This window comes from Paenibacillus tabacirhizosphaerae (assembly GCF_040812395.1).
Taxonomy (GTDB): Bacteria; Bacillota; Bacilli; order Paenibacillales; family NBRC-103111; genus Paenibacillus_E.
Map to the genome: position 1 here is coordinate 17,606 of NZ_JBFNXH010000001.1, position 22,060 is coordinate 39,665.

Below are 22,060 nucleotides of genomic sequence, written 5' to 3' on the forward strand. Positions count from 1 at the left end.
CACTCATAAGTGCGAAAGTTGAGAATCAATTCGAGCCTTCACTGCTCGTTCTTCACTCATTGTTCTATGATTTAAATGGTAGACATTGAAAGTGACCGAAGTTCGTTTATTTTAACTTCCGAGTTCGTAACCGCTTGTCTGATCATTGTGATAAATTCGTTTTGAATCTGTTTGACTGTGGAACCATCATAAACATTTGCATTGTATAGCATGATCACTTTCATCTTGTCGTGGGGCTTTACGATCAAAGTAAAATCAAAGCTATTGTGTTCTGCACACTCGACATTCATAATTTCAAGTGGATTTTGGCCATTTTTGCCCAAGTCCTCCATTTGCTCTTCTACAGGGAAATTTTGATAGACAACAACATGGTTAATCAATGTTTGTTTTTGCTCGGTTAGATTTTGGATATCATATAACGAATACGTATCGAATGGATGAGATTCGACAGCTTGTGCTTGGCTTCTTTTCATTAATGATAGAAAGGATTCTTCGCCGCTTGATTGAATACGAACAGGGATTGCATTTATAAATAATCCAATCATACTTTCTATACCGGGAATAACCGGCGGTCTTCCTGATACGACACTTCCGAAGACAACATCGCTGCTTTCATTATATTGCTGTAATAAAACTCCCCAAGCTGTTTGTACTAGCGTGTGCATGGTAACCTGATTCTGCTCCGCTACCTGTTTCATTTGCTGGATGAGTTCATCATCCAAATAACTGTACAGAGATTGTGAATTTTGTCTTTCATTCCTTGCTTTGATTTTTTCTCCAGGCAATTTCGTTTGTTCTTTATAGCCTTCCAAGTATTGTTTCCAGTATTGTATAGCCCCTTCGCTGCTTTGTTGTTCTAACCATTCGATAAATTGACTATACGGTGTAAGCAACGGCATTACAGGTTTTCTTTGCTCCCTGATCGCAAAATAGTTTTCAAAAATTTCTTTGCTTACCAGAGACATGCACCAACCATCCATTAACGTATGATGAAAACTCCATATGACACGGTATTCATCATTTTTTGTTCGTAACACTGTCATTCGAATTAATGAATCTTGTTGCAAGTCAAATCCCCTTGCCTTATTTTGCTGGATATACGCGTTAACGTACGCCTCGCGTTGTAACTCATTTCTATCGAGTAAATCTTCATAGTTAAATTCAAATTTCTTCTCCTGATACACAATTTGCAAAGGGATGTCTATGAAATCACTATAAAAATTCGTTCTTAATATAGCATGTCTTTGCATCAAATGATCCAAGCTCTGAGCAAAGGAGGCAACATCGAAATCCCCCCGCATATCAAACATAATTTGCACAAAATAAGCTCCCGAAACCGGATTTCGGATACTTTCAAAAAGCATTTCCTTCTGTAAAGGCGTTAACGAATAAATATTTTCTATACGACCTATGTGCTTGGTTTGTTGTACTAATTGATCGAGTTGATCAATGGTCACTGTCTTGCATGAAACATCACTTGGTGTAAGTTCGCCTCTTTCCTTCGTAACACAATGTACAATCACTTCTTGAAGACTTTTCTTAAAACAACCAGCCAACTGCTCCATCGTCTCGCGTCGATATTGTTTTCGACTATAGCTAATGGTGAGCGACAGCATGCCTTCTATGACGATCCCGTTCATATTAAGTACAAACGGCCTTTTGTTGTTATCACTTACGGATGGACCGCCAGAATAAGTTGAAAATTTAATCCCGTCACTTTCCGAACCTTCATTGACCTGTCCCATATAGTTAAAACTGATTTCAGGATTTCTCTCCAGATTGAACTCTCTGTGAAAATGTGACAAATACCTTAAAATCCCGTAACCAACCCCTTTGTTTGGTATTTGGCGTAATCCTTCCTTAACTGTCTTAATTCTCTTCGATACATCTATGCCGGTTTTCATTGGAAGGATCACAGGGTACATACTCGTAAACCATCCGACTGTACGCGTGATATCCATATCCGGAATGATCTGCTCTCTCCCATGACCTTCCAGATTCACAACGACTTCTTCCCTGCCTGTCCAATCATGAATAGCCATTCCAAGCGCTGTTAGCAGGATATCATTAATTTCCGTATTATACGTATGATGGATTTGCTTTAATAATTGCTCGGTTTCCTCGACCGTCCACTGCATGGCTATCGTTTCGCTATCTTGCCCGATCGTATAATCGCAATCATAGTCTTTAGGCAGCGGATTGGTGTCAATCTGCTCGATCCCGCTCCAATAGGCATATTCCTGCTTCATTGCAGAACTGTTTGCAAACATAGACAATTGTTCTGCCCACAGTTTAAACGAAGCCGTTTTCTGAGGAAGGACAATATCTTGACCTTTTAATAATTGATCATATCCGGTTTGAATATCCTCATACAGGATACGCCACGAAACCCCGTCTACCACTAAATGATGAATGACAATGAGCAAATGATCTCCTTCCGCGCACTGGAACAGCCCTAGTTTCATCAATGGCCCATGATGCAGGTCTATGCTTCTCTGAATTTCCTTTACTTTATTTTCAATGATAGGTATAGGTTTTTTTTCTGTTCTAAGATCAATCCTTTCAAGGCTGAATAAATCCTCCTCCTCTATCCCCTGATTCCACGCTTCATATTCGCCCCCAGACGCCTGGCGGTATACCATACGAAGAGCATCATGATGTATAACCAGCTTATTCATCACTTCACGAATAAAACCGACCTCAAATCCTTTTTCTCGATAAAACATCATTTCCTGATTGTAGTGATGGGCATCCACCATATTCTGATCAAGAAACCAGCGTTGAACCGGTGTAAGCATCACTTGTCCCGTAACTTCCCCTTGATCAGAAATTGTAGTCACAGCTTTAACGTGTAAACTTAACTCAGCTACGGTTGGGTATGTGAAAAAATGCTTCATTTCAACCTTATAGCCAGCTTGGAACAGCCGTGAGGAAACCTGAATACATTTGATCGAATCACCCCCGAGTTCAAAAAAATTATCAAGTATGCTAATCTGTTGAACGCCAAGCACAGTTTCCCAAGCAGAAGCTATGGTTTGCTCGATGACAGTTCTTGGTGCCGTATATGCTGTTCCTACTTGCATACTAACCTCTGGAGAAGGCAATGCTTTACGATCAATTTTCCCATTTGATGTTAGCGGCATTTGCTCCAGTTGAATAAAATAAGATGGAATCATATAATCAGGGAGCCCTTGAGATAATGCCATTCTCAAGTCCTTGGCTGCAAGTACGCTACTTCCTTTCCAATACGCACACATTTGCTTCGACCCATCTTTATTTTCCCGAGCAATCACCACGGCTTCTTGAACAGCATCTATTTTCAAAAGCGCCGTTTCCACTTCGCCAAGCTCAATTCTGTAGCCCCGAATTTTCACCTGATGATCAATCCGTCCCAGATATTCAATATTTCCATCTGGCAACCATCTCGCCGCATCTCCTGTTCTATACATTTTCCCTTCAGCAACAAAAGGATTATCGACGAATTTCTCTGCCGTTAAATCAGGACGATTTAAATAACCTCTGGCAAGCCCCTCACCTGCTACGTATAATTCTCCCTGCACGCCTATAGGTTGAATGCATTGGTTTTTATCCAAAATATAAGTTTGCAAAGTAGGAATCGGTACGCCAATGTTACTTTTTCCTGCCTGGATTTCTACTTCTGTTATCTCTTTATAGGTAACATGAACGGTCGTTTCAGTAATCCCATACATATTAATCAACTGTGTAAGTGGATATTTGAGCCTCCAATCCTTTAATAACAAAGGACTGAGCGCCTCTCCTCCAAATATTACTTTTCTTACTTGCAACTCTCTTGCCTGATCTTTTAACTCTTCTTGAAGGAGATGATAGAAGTAAGTTGGCGTTTGATTCAATATCGTCACTTGCTCATTTATTAACAATTGAAGGAATTTTTCAGGACTTTTTGCCGTCATTTGAGGCACGATGACTAATTTTCCGCCGTAGAGCAAGGCTCCATACATTTCCCATACGGAAAAATCAAAACAAAAGGAATGAAACAAAGTCCATGTATCTGACGCATGGAAGTCAAATACATTTTTACTGTTGAACAATAACCGAACGACATTTTTATGTTCAATCCACGTCCCCTTCGGTTTACCTGTCGTTCCTGAAGTATAAATCACGTAGGCTAATCCCGTTGGCGCGACGGCTATTTCCAGATTGGAATCATCTTCATGATAAAACGCAGGATCATCCAGCAGGACAACCTTCCCTGCAAAAGAAATACGTTTTTGTAAATGGCTTTGCGACAACAATACATGTACGCCCGAATCCTCAAGCATATAGTGAATACGATCCTCCGGATATTCGGGGTCAATCGGCACATAGGCTCCGCCGGCTTTCAGAATCGCCATGATGCCAATGATCATGTCTAACGATCGCTCCGCGATGATCCCAACTAACTGATCTGCTTGCACCCCATCGGCTTTCAACGTTCTTGCTAGTTGATTGGCTTTCTCGTTCAGTTCTTTATAGGTCAGGTGCCTATCCTCAATTACAACCGCCACTTGTTCAGGAGTTCGTAACACCTGATCTTCAAATAGCCCATGAATCGTCTTGTCCATTGGATATTCAGCCATGGAATCATTAAACACTTCTAAAATTTGCGCCTGCTCTTGTGGTGTTATGAAGGCAATTTCATGGATGCTGATTTGTGAATTTCGGATCACTTGCTCCATAATCTGAACCAAATGACCTCGAATTCGTTCTACGCTTGCTCGATCATAGACGTTCGCATTGTAATAGAACATTAATTTCATTTCTTCGCCTGGTTTAATAATCAGATTAAAATCATAATTTGTTTGTTCATCCGCTTCGACATTCATAATCCGAAGTGCTGTTTCCTCATGATCCCCAAACTGTTCCATAATCCCTTGTACCGGATAATTTTCAAACACCAGGATATGATCAATCAAATTTTGCTTTTGCTGTGTTATGGCTTGAATTTCATATAATGGATACGTATCGTAAGGATGAGAAGCAACAGCTTGTTCTTGGTTTCTCTTCATGACTTCAGTAAATGTTTCATTTCCCTGGGTCTGAACACGTACTGGAATTGTATTAATAAATAAGCCAATTATGCTTTCAATTCCAATAATGGCTGCTGGTCTACCCGATACAACACTCCCGAATACAACATCCTCACTGCCATTATATTTTTGCAGCAATATGCCCCACGCTGTCTGCAATAGCGTATTAAGCGTAACTTGATTCTGACTGGCCACTTGTGTCATCTGCCCGGTCAATTCTTTACTTAGAGTAAAAATCATATTCTCAGAACGATACTCTTCACTCTTCGCTATGGCATGTTCTTTGGGCAAAGTGGTTTGCTCGTCATAACCTTGTAAATAGTCGCTCCAGTAGGTCAACGATTTATTATTATCTTGTCTTCCCAGCCATTCGATGTATTGATTGTAAGGGACCGCCGCCTTGTCCTCAGGTTTCCTTTGTTCTTGAATAGCAAAGTATCCGTCAAATAACTCCTTGATAACAAGAGACAGACACCATCCATCCATCAATATATGATGATAATTCCAAATAAAACGATAAATTTGGTCACCCGTACGCAAGATCGATATCCGCATAAGCACATCTTGCGACAAGTCGAAGCCTTTTATTTTATCTGCTTTCGTATAGCATGCAACATACGCTTCGCGATCTTCTTCATTCATTTCACGTAAATCTTCATAAAAAAGCCCATTCGGTTTATTCCGATATACGACTTGCAAGGGCGTATTCTTCCAATTGCTATGGAAATTAGTTCTGAACATGGAATTTCGCTGTACTAGATGATTCAAGCTTTTCGAGAAAGAGTCCATATCTAACGACCCATGAAGATCCAGCGTCGTTTGAATCACATATGCATTTGAATTGGAATGAAGCAGGTTGTGGAAAAACATGCCGTTTTGCATAGGCGATAAAGCGTATATATTTTCGATTTCACCAATGTGCTCCGATTGCTGTACAAATTGCTCTAATTCTTCTATAGCTACACCTTTTAACGAAACATCGCTTGGGGTTAATTCCGGTTTCTCTTTCGCGACGCAATGCCTAATAATGTCTTGCAGACTATCTCTAAATAAAGCAGCCAATTGAGCTATCGTTTCTTGGCGAAATTGGGTGCGGCTATAACGAAGCGAAAGCGACAATTTTCCTGCCACAATCAGACCATTTATATCAATAAGATGATTTCTTGTCTGGTTTTCGCTTGCTGTAGTTCCGTGTGAGTACCGAGATAGCTGCATCGCACTATTTTGAATATCCTGATCAAATTGTCCGAGATAGTTAAAGCTAATTTCCGGATTCATCTTAAATTGAATATCATCCAGATTTCCAGTTAAATACCTTAAAATACCGTAACCAATACCTTTTTTCGGAATTTGTCGCAGGTTTTCTTTTATTGTCTTGATGAGGTAGGACATATTTGAGCTTGCTTCCATATTTAGTACAACAGGATACTGGCTCGTAAACCATCCTATAGTTCGTGTGATGTCAATATTTGGTATTATCGATTCCCTTCCATGCCCCTCCAGATTTACAAGAACTTTATTTATGCCTGTCCAGTTATGAATAGACATCCCTAATGCGGTTAGCAACAAATCATTGATTTCCGTTTTATAGGCACGGTTCGCTTGTTTTAATAGTTGTTCCGTTTCTGCTGCTGTCCATTCCAACGTTATTTCTTCACTATCTTTGACTGATGCATGTTCCTGTTCCTCATCTTTAGGTAACGGATGACAGGCTGTTTGCTCGATTTGATTCCAATATTCAAGCTCTTGCTTCATGGCTTCACTGTCCGCATACAACGCCAGTTGTTCTGCCCATAATTGAAAAGAACCTGTTTTTTGGGGGAGTTGAATCGGTTCTTCGTTACGTAATTGTTCATATCCCATCGAGATATCTTCTATTAAAATTCGCCACGAAACTCCGTCTATGACTAAATGGTGAATTACGATCAACAGATGATCTCCATCCGCACATTGAAACAAGGCAAGTTTCATCAGGGGTCCTTTTTGCAAATCGATACTGATTTGAATTTCATTAGCTATCTTTTCAATCTGTGGAGAAGGATCTGCGATTTGTTTAAAATCTATCACTTCAAGGGTATATAACAGGGTATCCTCCGTCCCTTGATTCAAACCTTCATAACCACTTTCCGTTTGAGCGTATACGATACGAAGCGCATCATGATGCTCACAAATTTTGTTGAATGCCTGGCGCAATGTGGCTTCGTGAAATCCTTCCTTCCGAACCAACATCACGGATTGATTATAGTGATGGGCGGCCACCTTATATTGCTCAAAAAACCAATGCTGAATGGGGGTCAACATCACATTTCCAGTTATGATTCCCTGTTCTGACATCGCACTTATCGGATGCACATATGGAATTAAACTGGCTATTGTCGGATATTTAAACAAATGTTCCATCTCGACCTGATAGCCCGCTTGATATAACCTCGAAGATACTTGAATGGATTTAATAGAATCCCCTCCAAGTTCAAAGAAATTATCCCTGATCCCTATGTGCTCAACGCCTAATACGACTTCCCAGATGGATACAAGCTGTTGTTCCACAATAGTTTGCGGGGCTTCGTATTCCATCCCCTTTATCCTATTTTCTTTCGGGGCAGGCAACGCTTTACGGTCGATTTTGCCATTTGCCGTAAGCGGCATCTGGTCCAGCTGTACAAAATAAGACGGGATCATGTAGTTTGGCAGCAGTTGGGATAACTCTTCCCGCAGTTTTCCTATCGTTATCGCATTCTTTCCTACCAGGTAGGCGCACAATTGCTTCGTTCCCTCTGCATCTTCTCTGGCAATGACGACGACCTCTTGAACTATATTTATTTTTAAAAGAGCCGCTTCCACTTCGCCTAGCTCAATCCGGTAACCGCGTATTTTTTCTTGATGATCGATCCTCCCTATATAGGCTATGTTTCCATCTGGCAACCACTTTGCGGAGTCACCCGTCCTGTACATTTTGGTCTCTGGAACAAACGGATCATCGACAAATTTCTCCGCCGTAAGGTCTGGCCGATTCAAGTAACCTCTAGAAAGCCCAGCTCCTGCTACGCATAATTCTCCCTGTACGCCAATAGGCTGTAGAACGTTGTTTTCCCCTAATATATACACTTTATTATTCGCGATGGGCTTCCCGATTGAAATGTCTTGATCTCCGGAATGAATGGAAAGAACCGTTGATACGACACTATTCTCGGTTGGTCCATACTCATTGCAGATCTCGATGCGCGGATTGATTCGCTGCAATTTGTGGATTAAGGCTGGTATGATCTTCTCTCCGGCCACGACGACATTTTTCATCGAAACCCAATCATCTGCACACACATTTTCCAATAAAATCATCAGAAAGCTAGGTGGACTTTGCATATGCGTGATTCCCTGTTTCTTGACGATTGTGTTAATGGCTACAGCATCTTTGCATTGTTGTTGATTTAACACATATACCGTTGATCCCGAACTAAGGGGGCCAAAAAAATGGGTAATAAACGAATCAAAAACAAATGGATTCAGCATCAATACCCGGTCTTCTCCAGAAAATCTGTAAAACTCCGATTTCCATTGGATGGAATTCACAATGCTGCCGTGTTCGATCATAACCCCTTTAGGTTTCCCGGTAGTTCCCGATGTATAGATGACATAAGCCAAGTCCTGCGGGCTCGTTGCGGGCTCCAAGTTCAAATCATTGTTTTCGTAACTGTTGTCATCGTCGATAAGGATGCATGTCCCTGCAAAGGATACTCGATTCTGTAAATGACTTTGCAGGAACAAGCATGTCACATTCGAATCCGCTAGCGTAAAATGAATACGTTCTTCCGGGTATTCCGGATCTAAGGGAACATAAGCTCCTCCGGCTTTTAAAATACCAAACAATCCTATGACCATCTCTAAGGAACGTTCTGCCATAATGCCTACTAACTGACCAGCTTGTACCCCCTTAGATCGGAGCGTTCTGGCCAGATGATTTGCTTGTTGATTTAATTCTTTGTACGTTAGTGACTGACTGTCAAATACCACAGCTATGTGATCCGGCGTTCGTTCCACCTGTTCTTCAAATAATTGATGCAGCGTTTTATTCTGTGGATACCCCACCGCCGTATCGTTGAATTCAACTAACAGCTTATTTCTATGGATCTCGGAAAGAATTCCCACTTTACTGATCTCCAGATCAGGTTGATTTAAGGCGACAGAAAAGAATTGGTCCAGATGTTCCATCACTTGAACCATAAAATTATGCTCATAACGATCTTCATCATAAAATAACTTCAAGTTAATGAAATTATTTTCCAGCGAGAAATGAAAAATGGTGTCTGCATGTACGTCATTTTCATAATCGAATGAATGAAGTTCGTGTAAAGAAACAATGGTATCGATAATAGGCAAATGATTTGAATCATATTGGATATCCAAACGTTCAACCATTTTTCTAAAAGGGATTCGTTGATGTTGAATGGCTTCGCTTAAGCCTGATTTCACTTGATTAAATAAAGATTTGAATGAACTTTCACTATCTATTTGATTTTTTAATATTAAAAATTTATTAGAAAGCGAAAGGTTGCTATTCTTCTCCTCCATGGTTGGAGTCCCAATGATGATAGTGTTCTCACCCGTATATTTATGAAGCAGAGCATGAATTCCAGTTAATAAAAGGGCATAAATCGCCATATTTGAGTGCTTGGATATCGACTTGATTTTTTGTGAAACTTCGAATGATAAAGGTTTATAAATAAAATGGTGATTATTCGTATCACCTGCATGTTTAACAGTCGTTCTATAAGAAGGCAAATGAGTAAGACCATCTTCTGCTTCGAACTGTTCTGCCCAAAAAGATTCTTGCTCTCTAAAAACTGACATATAGCACCCCGATTTTCAATAAAATAACAACACTGTAAGAACCATTAGAAATCTACTTCCATTAAATCTGCTAAAGGTTCACTGTTTATTAATTCCTCAACCAACTTCAGCTTGTTGATTTCGATATGCGGGTTTTGAAAAATGGATGTCAATAGAAACAATAAATTTCTTGACATCGCTTCAATCGTTGTTTTCTCAAATAAAGTTGTGCTAAATTCAAAAGCGGCATCCAGCTTATGATCAAAAGCTTCGACGTATAAAGTTAAATCAAATTTAGATATCTTATTATTTTGAACATAGGGCTCGCATGTTACAGCATTCATTTGAATTTCCGTTACATCTGTATTTTGTAACACAAACATGGTGTCAAATAACGGATTACGTCGTTCATCTTTGGTTATATTTACTTTCTTGATTAATTCTTCAAATGGATAATCCTGATTTTCATATGCGTTTAACATATTTTCTTTAACTTCAAGCAAATACTCCGTAAATGTTTTTTCTCGTAAAGGATAATTTCTTAAAGCAAGTGTATTCACAAGCATACCTATAATCGGCTCTAACTCGGCATGTGTCCGTCCTGCGATAGGCGTTCCAACTATAATGTCTTCTTGCCCGCTATATTTGGATAGAAGGATCGTATAGGTTGCCAATAAAATCATGTACGGCGTCGTTCCTGTTCGAACTGCCATGTTTCTCATAGCTTCAACCATGTGTTCCTCTATCGCGAACTCGATTAAATCTCCTTCATAACTAAGGGTTTGAGATCTCTCATAATCTGTTGGCATGTCCAATAAAGGGATATTTCCACTGAAAACATCCAACCAATACTGTTCCTGCTTTTTCATTTGCTCGCTTTGAATGTGATCTTGTTGCCACTCCGCATAATCTTTGTATTGAATCCGCAGCGGGGCAAGCTCGGCTCCGTTATACAACTGGCTGATTTCAGTCATGAGAATGTTTACGGATAATCCATCTGAAATAATATGGTGCATATCTACAAGCATTACATGACGCTCAGGCTCAAATTCAATAAGTCCCACTCTCAGAAGGGGGGCTTGACTCAGATCAAATACACGAACAAAATGCTGAATTTGCTCCTCCGCCTCTTCTTCCGTCGACGCTGAATATTCAATTTCAAAGTTTACCTCGGGAAGTATGATTTGTTTAGGTACCCCGTGTATGACTTTGAATGCCGTTCGAAGAGACTCATGACGGCGAATTAAGTGTTGAAACGATGCTTCTAATTTCTTACGATCAAGTGGCCCCTGGATCATAAACAGGCCTGACATGTTATAAATAAGCTCTTTACCGCCTTTTATACTCATAATGTACATTCTCATTTGAGCTGAAGAGATAGGATAGTATTCCTTCTCCACCGCTTTGGGAATGGATGCAACTATATGCCGCTCCATATGATCAATGAACTGCGCCATCTGCTCGATCGTGAGTAATTCAAAGACATTTCTTACCGATACACGGGTATTCATTTGTTGATTTATTTTGGATACTAGCTTTGTTGCTCGTAACGAGTTTCCTCCGATATCAAAGAAAGGGTCTTTTACACTGATTTTATTTACATCAAGCACATCCTGCCAAATGGATAGCAATTGTTGTTCCACCAATGTTCGAGGCTCAACATATTCGTTCCCCGTTTGTATATTCTCTTCTGGAGCGGGAAGCGATCTACGATCGATTTTCCCATTCGGTGTCAATGGCATTTGATCCAATCGTATAAAGTAGGCAGGAACCATGTAGTTCGGTAAATCACTTGATATTATCTCTTTTATCTCTTTAACCGTTAGCGTGTAATCCGCTGTGTAGTAGGCACATAACGATTTATCCCCATTATCATCCTCTCGCGCAAGGATGATAACCTCTCTTATGCACGCAATACGTAATAGCGCTGCTTCGATTTCACCAATTTCAATTCGGTATCCGCGAATTTTTACTTGATGATCCATTCGTCCTACATACTCGATGTTGCCATCCGGAAGCCATCTTACTAAATCGCCCGTCTTGTACATCTTTTCTCCCTGCACAAACGGATCATCTACAAATTTCTCTGCAGTAAGCTCAGGTAAATTTAAGTAACCTCTTCCTACGCCATCGCCAGAAATGCACAATTCTCCTGCTACACCAATTGCTTGTAAATGCCCCTTTGTATTCAAGACATACAGACAGTTATTTCCTAATGTCCTGCCAATTGGCACGTAAGCTCGATCATTGGCTGATTCAAGCTGCTCTGGCACGACTTTAAAGGTGGCCGCATCCACACAACATTCTGTCGGACCGTACACATTGATAATGGTCGGCGGCGTTATTCGGTTTGCAGAAAATAATGCTCTTAATTCAACTACACTTTGCTGTGAAAGAGCCTCTCCGCCAATCAGCATGCAGGTTAACGATATGCCTTGTAAGTTGTTTGATTTTAAAAGCAATTTCAAGTGCGCAGGCGTGCCGTCCGTTAAATCAATGTGATGATGCCGATAGTAATTCAATAAATCTTGCCCATCCAGAATCGTTTCCTGTTTCACAATAAACAAAGCGTGACCTAACAGTAGTGCGCCAAAAATTTGCTTGACAGATGCATCGAAATAATAAGGAGCCAGTAAAGCAATATGCAAGGTTTTATTTGGAGCATCAATAACCTGGCTATACAAACCTTTAATTAAGTGATGCACCTGACGGTGTTCGATCATAACACCTTTTGGCTTTCCTGTTGTACCTGATGTATAAATAACATAAGCCAACTGATTGGAAGCTTCTGCTAACCCCAAGTTCGATTTGTCATCGGAGTAGGCTTGTTGATCGTTTAAATCCACGTATTTTCCGTTGAATGATACAGCTTGTTTAAGATGCCTTTGAGTGACTAAAAGTTTGGCTCCCGAATCTTTCAACATATACTGGATACGTTCTTCTGGAGCATCCGGATCAATCGGGACGTAGGCACCGCCCGCTTTTAATATCCCAAAGATGCCAATCATCATCTCGGTTGAACGATCTGTCAGAAGACCTACTAATTGATCAGCTTGTACACCTTCTGCTCTCAATGTCCGCGCTAACTGATTCGCTCGTTCATTCAGTTGTCGGTACGTCAATTTCTGCTCTCCGCATACAACGGCCAATTGATCGGGTGTTCGCTCTGACTGCTCTTCGAACAACTGCTGAATCGTCTTATCTCGTGAATACTCAATCTTAGTGTCGTTACATTCTTTTAAAAGATAGTTTTGTTCCCTTTTAGAAAGCATTTGGATGTCTGACAATACAACATCTTGTTCACTCGCAATGCTTCTAAGTATATTGATAAAATGCGTTTTCATCCTGTCGATTGTTTCTTGCGCAAATAATTCTGTTTTATAGCTAAAGTGTATGTCCATGGAGTCGTTGTCATCTTCAACGATTAACATTAAATCATACAACGAGACGCCCATATTTAATTCTTTAACCTCAAACTTACATTCCTTTTCTTCCCTTTGATTTAAAGCCGTATTTAAAAAGATATACATCGTATTGAAGAGCGCTGTTCCTGTTGTATCCCGATGTGTGTGCAACTTCTCCACAAGTCTGTCAAAAAGATAATCTTGATTATCCAATGCATCAAGGGATCGTTTTTTAATTTCTTCGAGATACAATCGAAACGATTTATTCGCAACCGGTTGCGATCTGATAGCTACTGTCTGAATAAAAACACCTATCATTTTTTCCACATCTGGATGATTTCTACCTGAAATAGGCGTACCTACAATAATATCTTCCTGGCCCGAATATTGATGAAGCAACACCTTATACGCAGCCAATAAAACCATAAATAATGTTGTGCCTGTTTGTTTGGCCAGCTTACCCAAAGACTCCTTCAATTGATCCTCTAAAAAGAATGAAAGTCTTGATCCGGTTGAAGTCAAATGAGGTGTTCGGACAAAATCAGTAGGCAGATCAAGGTTTGAAATCTCCCCTTGAAACTGATTCAACCAATATTTTTCTTGCTGCTTGAAGGACTCTCCCGCCGAAAAATGAGTTTGCCAAGCTACATAGTCTTTGTATGTTACTTCAACATGCGGAATATATTTTCCGTCATAATCATCCATAAGTTCATTCGCAAGAATGCTGACGGAATATCCGTCCGAAATAATATGATGCATCTCGATCAGTATTTCTACATGATCGTGGTCTAATCGAATGAATTCAGCGCGAATTAATGGAGCCTTTGATAAATCAAAGGGTTGGGCGAATTCTTTCATATGTCGATCAAATTGACTCGCATTCATTTGTGACCTTTTCACTTCAAAATCAACGGATGGAGCCACGCTTTGGTACAGCTCTCCATCAATAAGATGAAACCATGTTCGAAATGCTTCATGACGTTGTACCATTTTGTGCAAGGAAGCAATTAATTTGCTTTCATCCATATTTCCTGTAATTGTGATATGCCCGCACATGTTCTGAAATATGCTATTGGGCTCAAATTGATCCAGAAAATAGATCCGTTGCTGTGCAGGAGAGGTTTCATAATATTCCTTTACATCCAAAACCTCTATAGGTATAAAAGCTTCTTCATGCTCACCTTGCTCACCTATAATCAAACTGGCAAGTTCCTTCAAATGTTGATTCTTGAAAAATTGTACAATCGAAATTTTGTGATGCACCTGCTCATGCACTTTCGAAAGCATAACCGTCGCCTTGAGCGAGTTTCCTCCCAGATCAAAGAAATTATCATTTCTACCCACTTTATCTACGGTTAGCAGTTCCTCCCAAATAAACGCCAGCTTTCTCTCCGTATCATTGACTGGACTTTCAAACTCGGTTATATGATTAGAGATCAAATCGCGCTCATAAACAAAACGGTTGTACATCTCATTTAAATGTTCTTGTTGTTCATCCGAAAATAACGTTAGGGACGCAATCTCAATCCATGGATGACTCACCATATTTTGCAGCAGACCAATCAAACCTTCTGACCACAATCTCATCATTTCATTTCCAATAACATCGGTATTATAATCAAAATCCAGACACAATTCATGGCTTACATCCGTAATGTTCAGAAATAAGTCATAAGGAACATGTTTAATAGGATACGCTATAAATTCGGTTTCCAACTGTTCAAAATGAAGATGATGAATCGTTCGATCCATATTAAATAAAATCCGAACATCCGGTATTGGCAAATCAGGAAATTGTTCGGAGACAACCGTCAACGGAACAGCCTGATGTTTCATCACACTAGCTAACGTTTCCTTAACGTGAATCATATTGTTCACAATGGATTGCTCCGTTTGAACGGTAGTGTGAACAGGTACAATATTGACACAATTGCCAATAAGCACATTTTTATTCATATGGGACTGTCCCGCCGTAGGAACCCCTATCACAATATGAGACTGACCTGTTAGTTGGTGCAAATATAAATGAAATGCCGCAAACATCGTTACGAACAAGCTGCTCTTATGATTAATACTTAATGTTCGCAGCGATTCTGTTAATTGGCGATCCAGCTTAATCGAATATCTTTCTCCTGAATATCTTCTTTGAACATCCCGGGTTCGCACCGTTGGTAAATTCAAATTAGGAAATGATAAGGAGAATTGCTCTTTCCAAAACTGAATCCCTTGTGTAAAGGTACCTTTCTCCTGTTCAATCTGCTGCCAGTTTAAATATTCGCGGAATGAAGTTGACTCTGGCAGTACAAGAGGAGCTCCTTGAATAAGAGCCGAATATGTTTTTTCCAGTTCTTGAACGAATACAGCAATCGACCAACCATCTACTATTATATGATGGAAAGTAAGTACCATAAGATATTGATTCGTTGTTCGTTTAAGCAAACTGATTCTAAATAGAGGTTCCTCAGATTGTAAATCAAACGCTTTACTCGCATCGTTAGATAACCAGTTGGAAATTTCCAGTTCTTGATTCTCATGAACATCTTTTGAGAAATCCATGCATGCACACTCAAATTCCATTACGGGTCTAACTCGTTGTGTTTCACTATCTGCGTGAATAATTGTTCGCAAAGCATCATGACGCTGCGCAATATGATTCACTGCCTGATTCAATCGTTGAGCATCTAAATGCCCTGTCATTTTTAAAATAATACTTTGATTTAATGCAGCACTAGCATGTTCCCCATGCAAGGAAGTCAGAAGAAGATGCTTCTGTTCCAAAGAAAGTGGATATTCTTGTTGTCCCTTGATCCCAGCAGCGGCGTGTTCTGTTTCATTTCCCATCAAACTTGGAGCTGGAATGGGTGCGTCGCCAGATATAAATCCAACCTCGCGAAGTTCATCAATGGTTTCTTTCACAATCCTAATGATTGTATCCATGTCATCCTTCGTATGAGCGGTGGATATAAAACAGTTTCGTCCTTCCCAAATATATAATCCCTTATAAATTAAATGGTAAAAAAACATTTCCAAATCCCCAAATGAAATAAATCTAAAAAGCGAGCCATAGTTTACCATGTGTATAGGAACATTCAACTTTTTGAAAAAATCATTCAGTTCTTTTACCAGATAATCCGTTTTTTCATTTAAATCGTTATATAATTTCACTCCTTCTGATTGAAGATAATTCAGCACGGTTAGCGTTACTCTCATCGTCAGGGGGTGTGTACAAAATGTTCCGCCAACGAAAGTTTTCTTATCTGCAGCTACGGGATAGGACTGATCGCCGAAATTCCAGGTTCCGCCATCCACCGCATCCATGAATTCGGCTTTGCCTGCGACGATTCCAAGCGGCATCCCGCCGCCTACTACTTTTCCATAAGTGATCAGATCTGCTTGAACGCCAAACCATTCTTGTGCTCCACCTAACGCAATTCTAAATCCTGTTATCACCTCATCGAAAATTAGTGCAGTTCCAGATCGTTCTGTAATCTTTCTAAGCTCCTGTAAAAATTGTCTTGGCTGCACATCAGGTCTACGACTTTGCACCGGTTCGACAAGTACGGCCGCCAATTCATCGCCGAGACTTTGAATGATATCCAGAGATTCCGGGTTATTGTAATTAAGAATAATTAAATCATTCATAAAGCTATTCACAATTCCAGGAGCCATGGAGAGCGCGGAAGATACCACATCCCCAGGATTTGCTACACCTAGCACACCGTCATGCGTACCGTGGTATGACCCTGAGAACAATACGATTTTGGAACGGCCCGTTACTGCTCTCGCTAAACGCAACGCAACCATGACGGCCTCTGTGCCAGAATTATAAAACGCGACACGTTCTACACCTGTCATATCGCAAATTTTTGCCGCGACGTCTCCTGCTAAGTCTGACATTGGCCCTAATGGAGGTAAATGGTCATGAATACTGTCTACCATAACTTGTTTAATAAAAGATGGATTATGACCAAATAGATTTACCCCGAATCCCATTGTCAAATCCAAATACTCATTTCCATCCAAATCCCATAGCTTTGAACCATCCGAGCTCGTAGATATAATTGGATACACGATTTCTTTCCAATAAGAACGAAATCCTGATACATTGCGATTATTCGCATGAGCAAACCGGGTTTGATCTGTTCTTAACTTTGAACCTTTTGTTTTTGCGGTATACTTCGCAATAAATTGTTCAGCATACTGCTGCTGAGAACTTGAAAATCCGCTCTCTTCATGGATTTTTAAAGATTGATAAGGTATAAATGGCTTGGCTCCCTTAGATTGTGCAGCTTGTTTGATCACTTTAGCTTCTTTGGTCTCTTTGATCTCTTCAACCTCATTACTGGAGACTTTCAAAAGAGGAGATTGCACAGCAGTCATCTGGTCGCCTAAAAGTAAATTCAAGCTTTTTAATTGCGATTCCATTAGATGAATGGCAGACAGAACAACTTGTTCCGAAGCATTGGAAGCAACAGGCATAGATACTTGTACAGATGATGCTGGTTCAGGAGCAAGATTCGCTGCCGCATGATTTTCAGTGTATTCCCTGTCTTCTTTTACAATTGCATGCTCAGAAACATAGTTAACTAAATAATGAATGTTAATGAGGGTTTCAAAAAACATTTGCATAGGAATATCCAAGCCGAACTGTTCTAATAGTTCTTTCCTGATTTGCTCGAGAATAATAGAGTCCAATCCCATTTGGAGAAAATGGGCATTAGCATCCAAATCATTCAGTTTAATTCCAGAAGCATGACTGATAATGCTTTTTATCTTAAGTTCAATATCCTTTGTGTTTTCCTCCTTTTGAACCTCATTACGATTTGAACCGGTTCCCGTTGGAATGGGATGTTTAACTGCGATCCAACATCTCTTCTGCTCAAATGGGTATAATGGCAAGGGGATTTTTCGAATCACTTCATGTCCGTAAAAATGGTTCCAATCTATAACCGCGCCTTGTGTAAATAGCTGGCCTAGTTGATTCAACGACTCTCTCGTTGCCTGTTTATATAAATGATTGGAAACGAACTTTTTATCTTTTTTTCCATAACCGAAATACACATCCTTGAGATTACGATCTCCTCGCACAATTCGTTTTAATTTTTCATGTAACTCTTCGGTATTTGATATTATAATTGCCAAACAATAATCCAAATTAGCTCGTCCTGCACTCGCCGTATAGCAAATTTGTTGAATGGCCGCATCACTGTGTTCCGTTATATAGTGCTGATAACTTTTAACCAGCTCTTCAAGTGCCTGTTCATTAGTAGCAGACAGAACAAACAAATTGTGCTGATCGTTCATTTTATTTTCTGTTTTCACAGGCACAAATTCTTCTAAAACAACATGCGCATTTGTACCACTAAACCCAAAAGAACTAACCCCGCATCTTAAAGGCTTGTTTTCATCACCAAAAGCCGTTAATTCTTGATTTACATAGAAAGGTGAAGCTTCAAATTTAACTAGTGGGTTAGGCTTATCAAAATGAACCAATGGCGGAATTTTCTTATTTTGAAGCATGAGAACGGATTTTATTAATCCAGCTATCCCCGCTGCTTCAAATAAATGCCCGATGTTTGTTTTTACTGATCCAATCGAACAAAATTGTTTCCGATTCGTATATTTCTCAAAAGCTTTGCACAATCCATTAAACTCAACGGGGTCACCTAACTTGGTCCCTGTTCCATGTGCTTCAATAAAGGAAAGCGAATCTGGAGAAATTCCAGCTTCTTTCCATGCCAGCTCAATCACATTCGTCTGTGCCTCAGGATTAGGAGCTGTAATTCCTACTGTCCTACCATCTTGATTAATCGCACTTCCTTTAATTACACCATAGATATGATCCCCGTCGGCGACGGCTTGCTGCAATGGTTTCAGCAGCACAGCGCCTACGCCCTCACCAAAGCCTGTGCCGTTAGCATCCTCGCTAAAAGTTCTGGTTAATGCATCTGGAGATTCCATATCTAACCCAACACTGATAGGCAGCAATGCCGTTCTAATCCCGCCTGCTATGGCCATTTCACAATCTCCAACGAGCAAGCCCTTGCACGCCATATGAACAGCGACAAGAGAAGAGGAACAAGCGGTGTCAACTGTAATCGCAGGACCCTTCAAATTCAAGAAGTAAGCGATTCTACTCGCCAAAACAGAAGGTAAATTGCCAATGACATAATGTTTAATCTCTTCGGGATAACTGGCCGTCACGAGCCGTTCATAATCATACCCGACTTTAGAGTACCCCACATACACGCCCACGTTTTTTCCGCTTATCCCATCGCCTGCATATCCAGCGTCTTCAATCGTGTGCCATGCCGTTTGTAAAAATATTCGTTGATTTGGATCCATCAATTGAGCTGTTTTTGGCGTTAAACCAAAGAATGAATAATCAAATTGATCAATTTGGTCTAAATAACCGCCTTTAATAAACTGGTTTTCATTGATTTCACTTCTAATCGATTGTAAATAATCCGTTGCGTCTTTTTTCCTGTTTTCAGGATAATCGTGAATATGGTGCGCACCTTTTTCTAAAATGCCCCAAAATTCATTCGTGTTTGACGCTCCCGGGACATTCAGCGCCATTCCAATAATAGCAATATCTATTGAGGATGGATGGTCTTCCGTGGCCTTGTTTACTTGAATGGTTTCGTCCTTACTTTTAGCAATATATCTTGCTAGTGCGGATATAGACGGATAGGTAAAGAGATCCGCAACGGAGAGTTCCTCTCCATATTTTTGTTCTATACGTTCGGCAATCTGAGCCAGTTGTAGCGAATTGGCCCCCATATCAAAATAACTATCCGCTAGAGCGATCTTCTTCCCATCCATCACTCCAGAGAATAGTGAAATTAATTCGTTTTCTACAACATCAATAGATACAGGAGTCGTTTCTTCTTTTTGAACATTCATTTCCCATTCATTAATTAATGCGGACTCTGTTAGAAATTCCCCTGCTTCATATTGCTTGGCTAATTGATATCGCTGAATCTTCCCACTTGTGGTTTTAGGTAATTTTTTAATGGGCAGTATATCTTTGATACTCCACCCTCCGTGTATATATAGGTGCTTTTTAATTTCTTTAATCAGGGGTAGAAAATGTTCAATCGTCTTTTTATAAACTACAAACACGACAATTTCTTCACTATGGCTAGCAGGATCATAAACACCGCAAGCTGCAACTCTGCCTAATTCGATGCCATCCAATTGAATCGCTACACGTTCAATGTCATGGGGGTATATATTTTTACCATTGATGAAAATAATATCTTTTTCCCGTCCTGTTACGACAAGATTGCCATTCATTATAAAACCTAAATCTCCTGTATACACCCAACCATCATGTGTTAACAATTTCTCTGTTGCTTGTGGATTATTATAATAGCCTTGGGTAACATTAATCCCTTTGATTAGAATTTTGCCAATAACACGGTCTGGAACTGTTTGACCCTCTTGATTACAGATTTTCAACTCACAATAATCAATCGCCTGTCCAACGACAACAAACGATGCCACATGTTCGGCATCTTTCTCTACTTCAATCACTTGTTCATCCAGGTTCAAATGATCCCGGTGTACATACACAGTAGTAAATTCTTCTTCAACATTTGGAAAAGCAACTGCAACACATGCTTCAGCCAATCCATATACCGTTAACATTGCGGTTTTCTTCAAATTATATTTGGATAATACGCTTAAAAACTCATCACATACTTCGGGTAATATAGGTTCAGCGCCATTATAAATGACTCTGACACAAGACAAATCCCAGCCAACAGCTTTCTCAGCACGAAAAAAATTCAAGAAATATTTATAACCGAAGTTAGGGGAGGACAGCATGGTTACTTGATGTTCATTCACTTTTTTCATCCATAGAACGGGTTTTCGAATAAATAATTCGGTTGGAATCAAGTACTGTTGAATGCCTACCACCATGGGCACGAGGTGAAATCCGATTAATCCCATATCATGAGTAAGCGGCATCCACGAAAGGAATGAATCCTTTGCACTTATTTTTGCAACATTTATAGCCCCACAAGCATTGTGCATTAAGTTCCGATGCGTGAGCATCACACCTTTGGGATCGCCTGTTGATCCTGAAGAAAATTGAATAAAAGCCAACTCTTCCGGCTCAGGTTCATAAAATTGGGCAGATGTAAAATTGTACATTTCATTATGCACAATATCCGATTTCGTCTCTAATTGATGATAGAAATCCGGTAATTCGTGTTCTAAAGCGAATTTTTTTATTTTAGTTAACACTTTTTCGGTTGCAATCATAAACGGGTTATTTAGCAGTTCCCAAATACGGCATACTTTCAACTTATGTTCATCATCTTCACCAACACTTACAGGTACAGGTATTATTCCACCCAGTAAACAAGCCCAGAACGCTATTACAAAGGGTTTATTTTCTTGTATCTGAAAAATAACTTCTTGCTTGGGTTTAATACCTATCTCTTGTAAATAGCCTAAATAACCTCGTGCTTCCATAAATAATTGATGATAAGATATAAAAGTTTCTATGTTGTCACCGTCAATAAAACGAATGCCTCGATCCGTTAATTTGCTTCTTTCCTGGATGACATCTAGTAAGGTTTGAAATTGTTTCGTATACATACTCTCTCTCCTCCAAAACTATCTTATCTTTCTTATTCACTAAGTACCCTTTATCAAGTATTTGTTCTAAATTTTACCATATATATATATGTAAATACAATCAATGAATCCTAAACAGTAGTTCATTAATCTGAATGCTCCTTAATTTATAAACTCCATGACAATAAGGAT

At 39.8% G+C, this 22,060-nt stretch carries 2 protein-coding genes; both read right to left on the reverse strand.

Annotated features, from left to right (window positions below):
• Positions 1-71: 71 nt before the first annotated feature.
• On the reverse strand, positions 72-9,893 hold the full coding sequence (locus tag ABRS97_RS00090; RefSeq protein WP_367810859.1) for an amino acid adenylation domain-containing protein: 9,822 nt from the start codon (positions 9,891-9,893) through the stop codon (positions 72-74).
• A gap of 44 nt (positions 9,894-9,937) precedes the next feature.
• Positions 9,938-21,889 carry an amino acid adenylation domain-containing protein gene (locus ABRS97_RS00095; protein ID WP_367810860.1) on the reverse strand — a complete coding sequence of 3,984 codons (11,952 nt, stop codon included), beginning with the start codon at positions 21,887-21,889 and terminating at the stop codon, positions 9,938-9,940.
• Between the last annotated feature and the right edge of the window lie 171 nt (positions 21,890-22,060).

Excerpts from the sequence above, each read along its gene's own strand:
- ABRS97_RS00090 (WP_367810859.1), bottom strand. The coding sequence starts at position 9,893 with ATGTCAGTTTTTAGAGAGCAAGAATCTTTTTGGGCAGAACAGTTCGAA.
- ABRS97_RS00095 (WP_367810860.1), bottom strand. The coding sequence starts at position 21,889 with ATGTATACGAAACAATTTCAAACCTTACTAGATGTCATCCAGGAAAGA.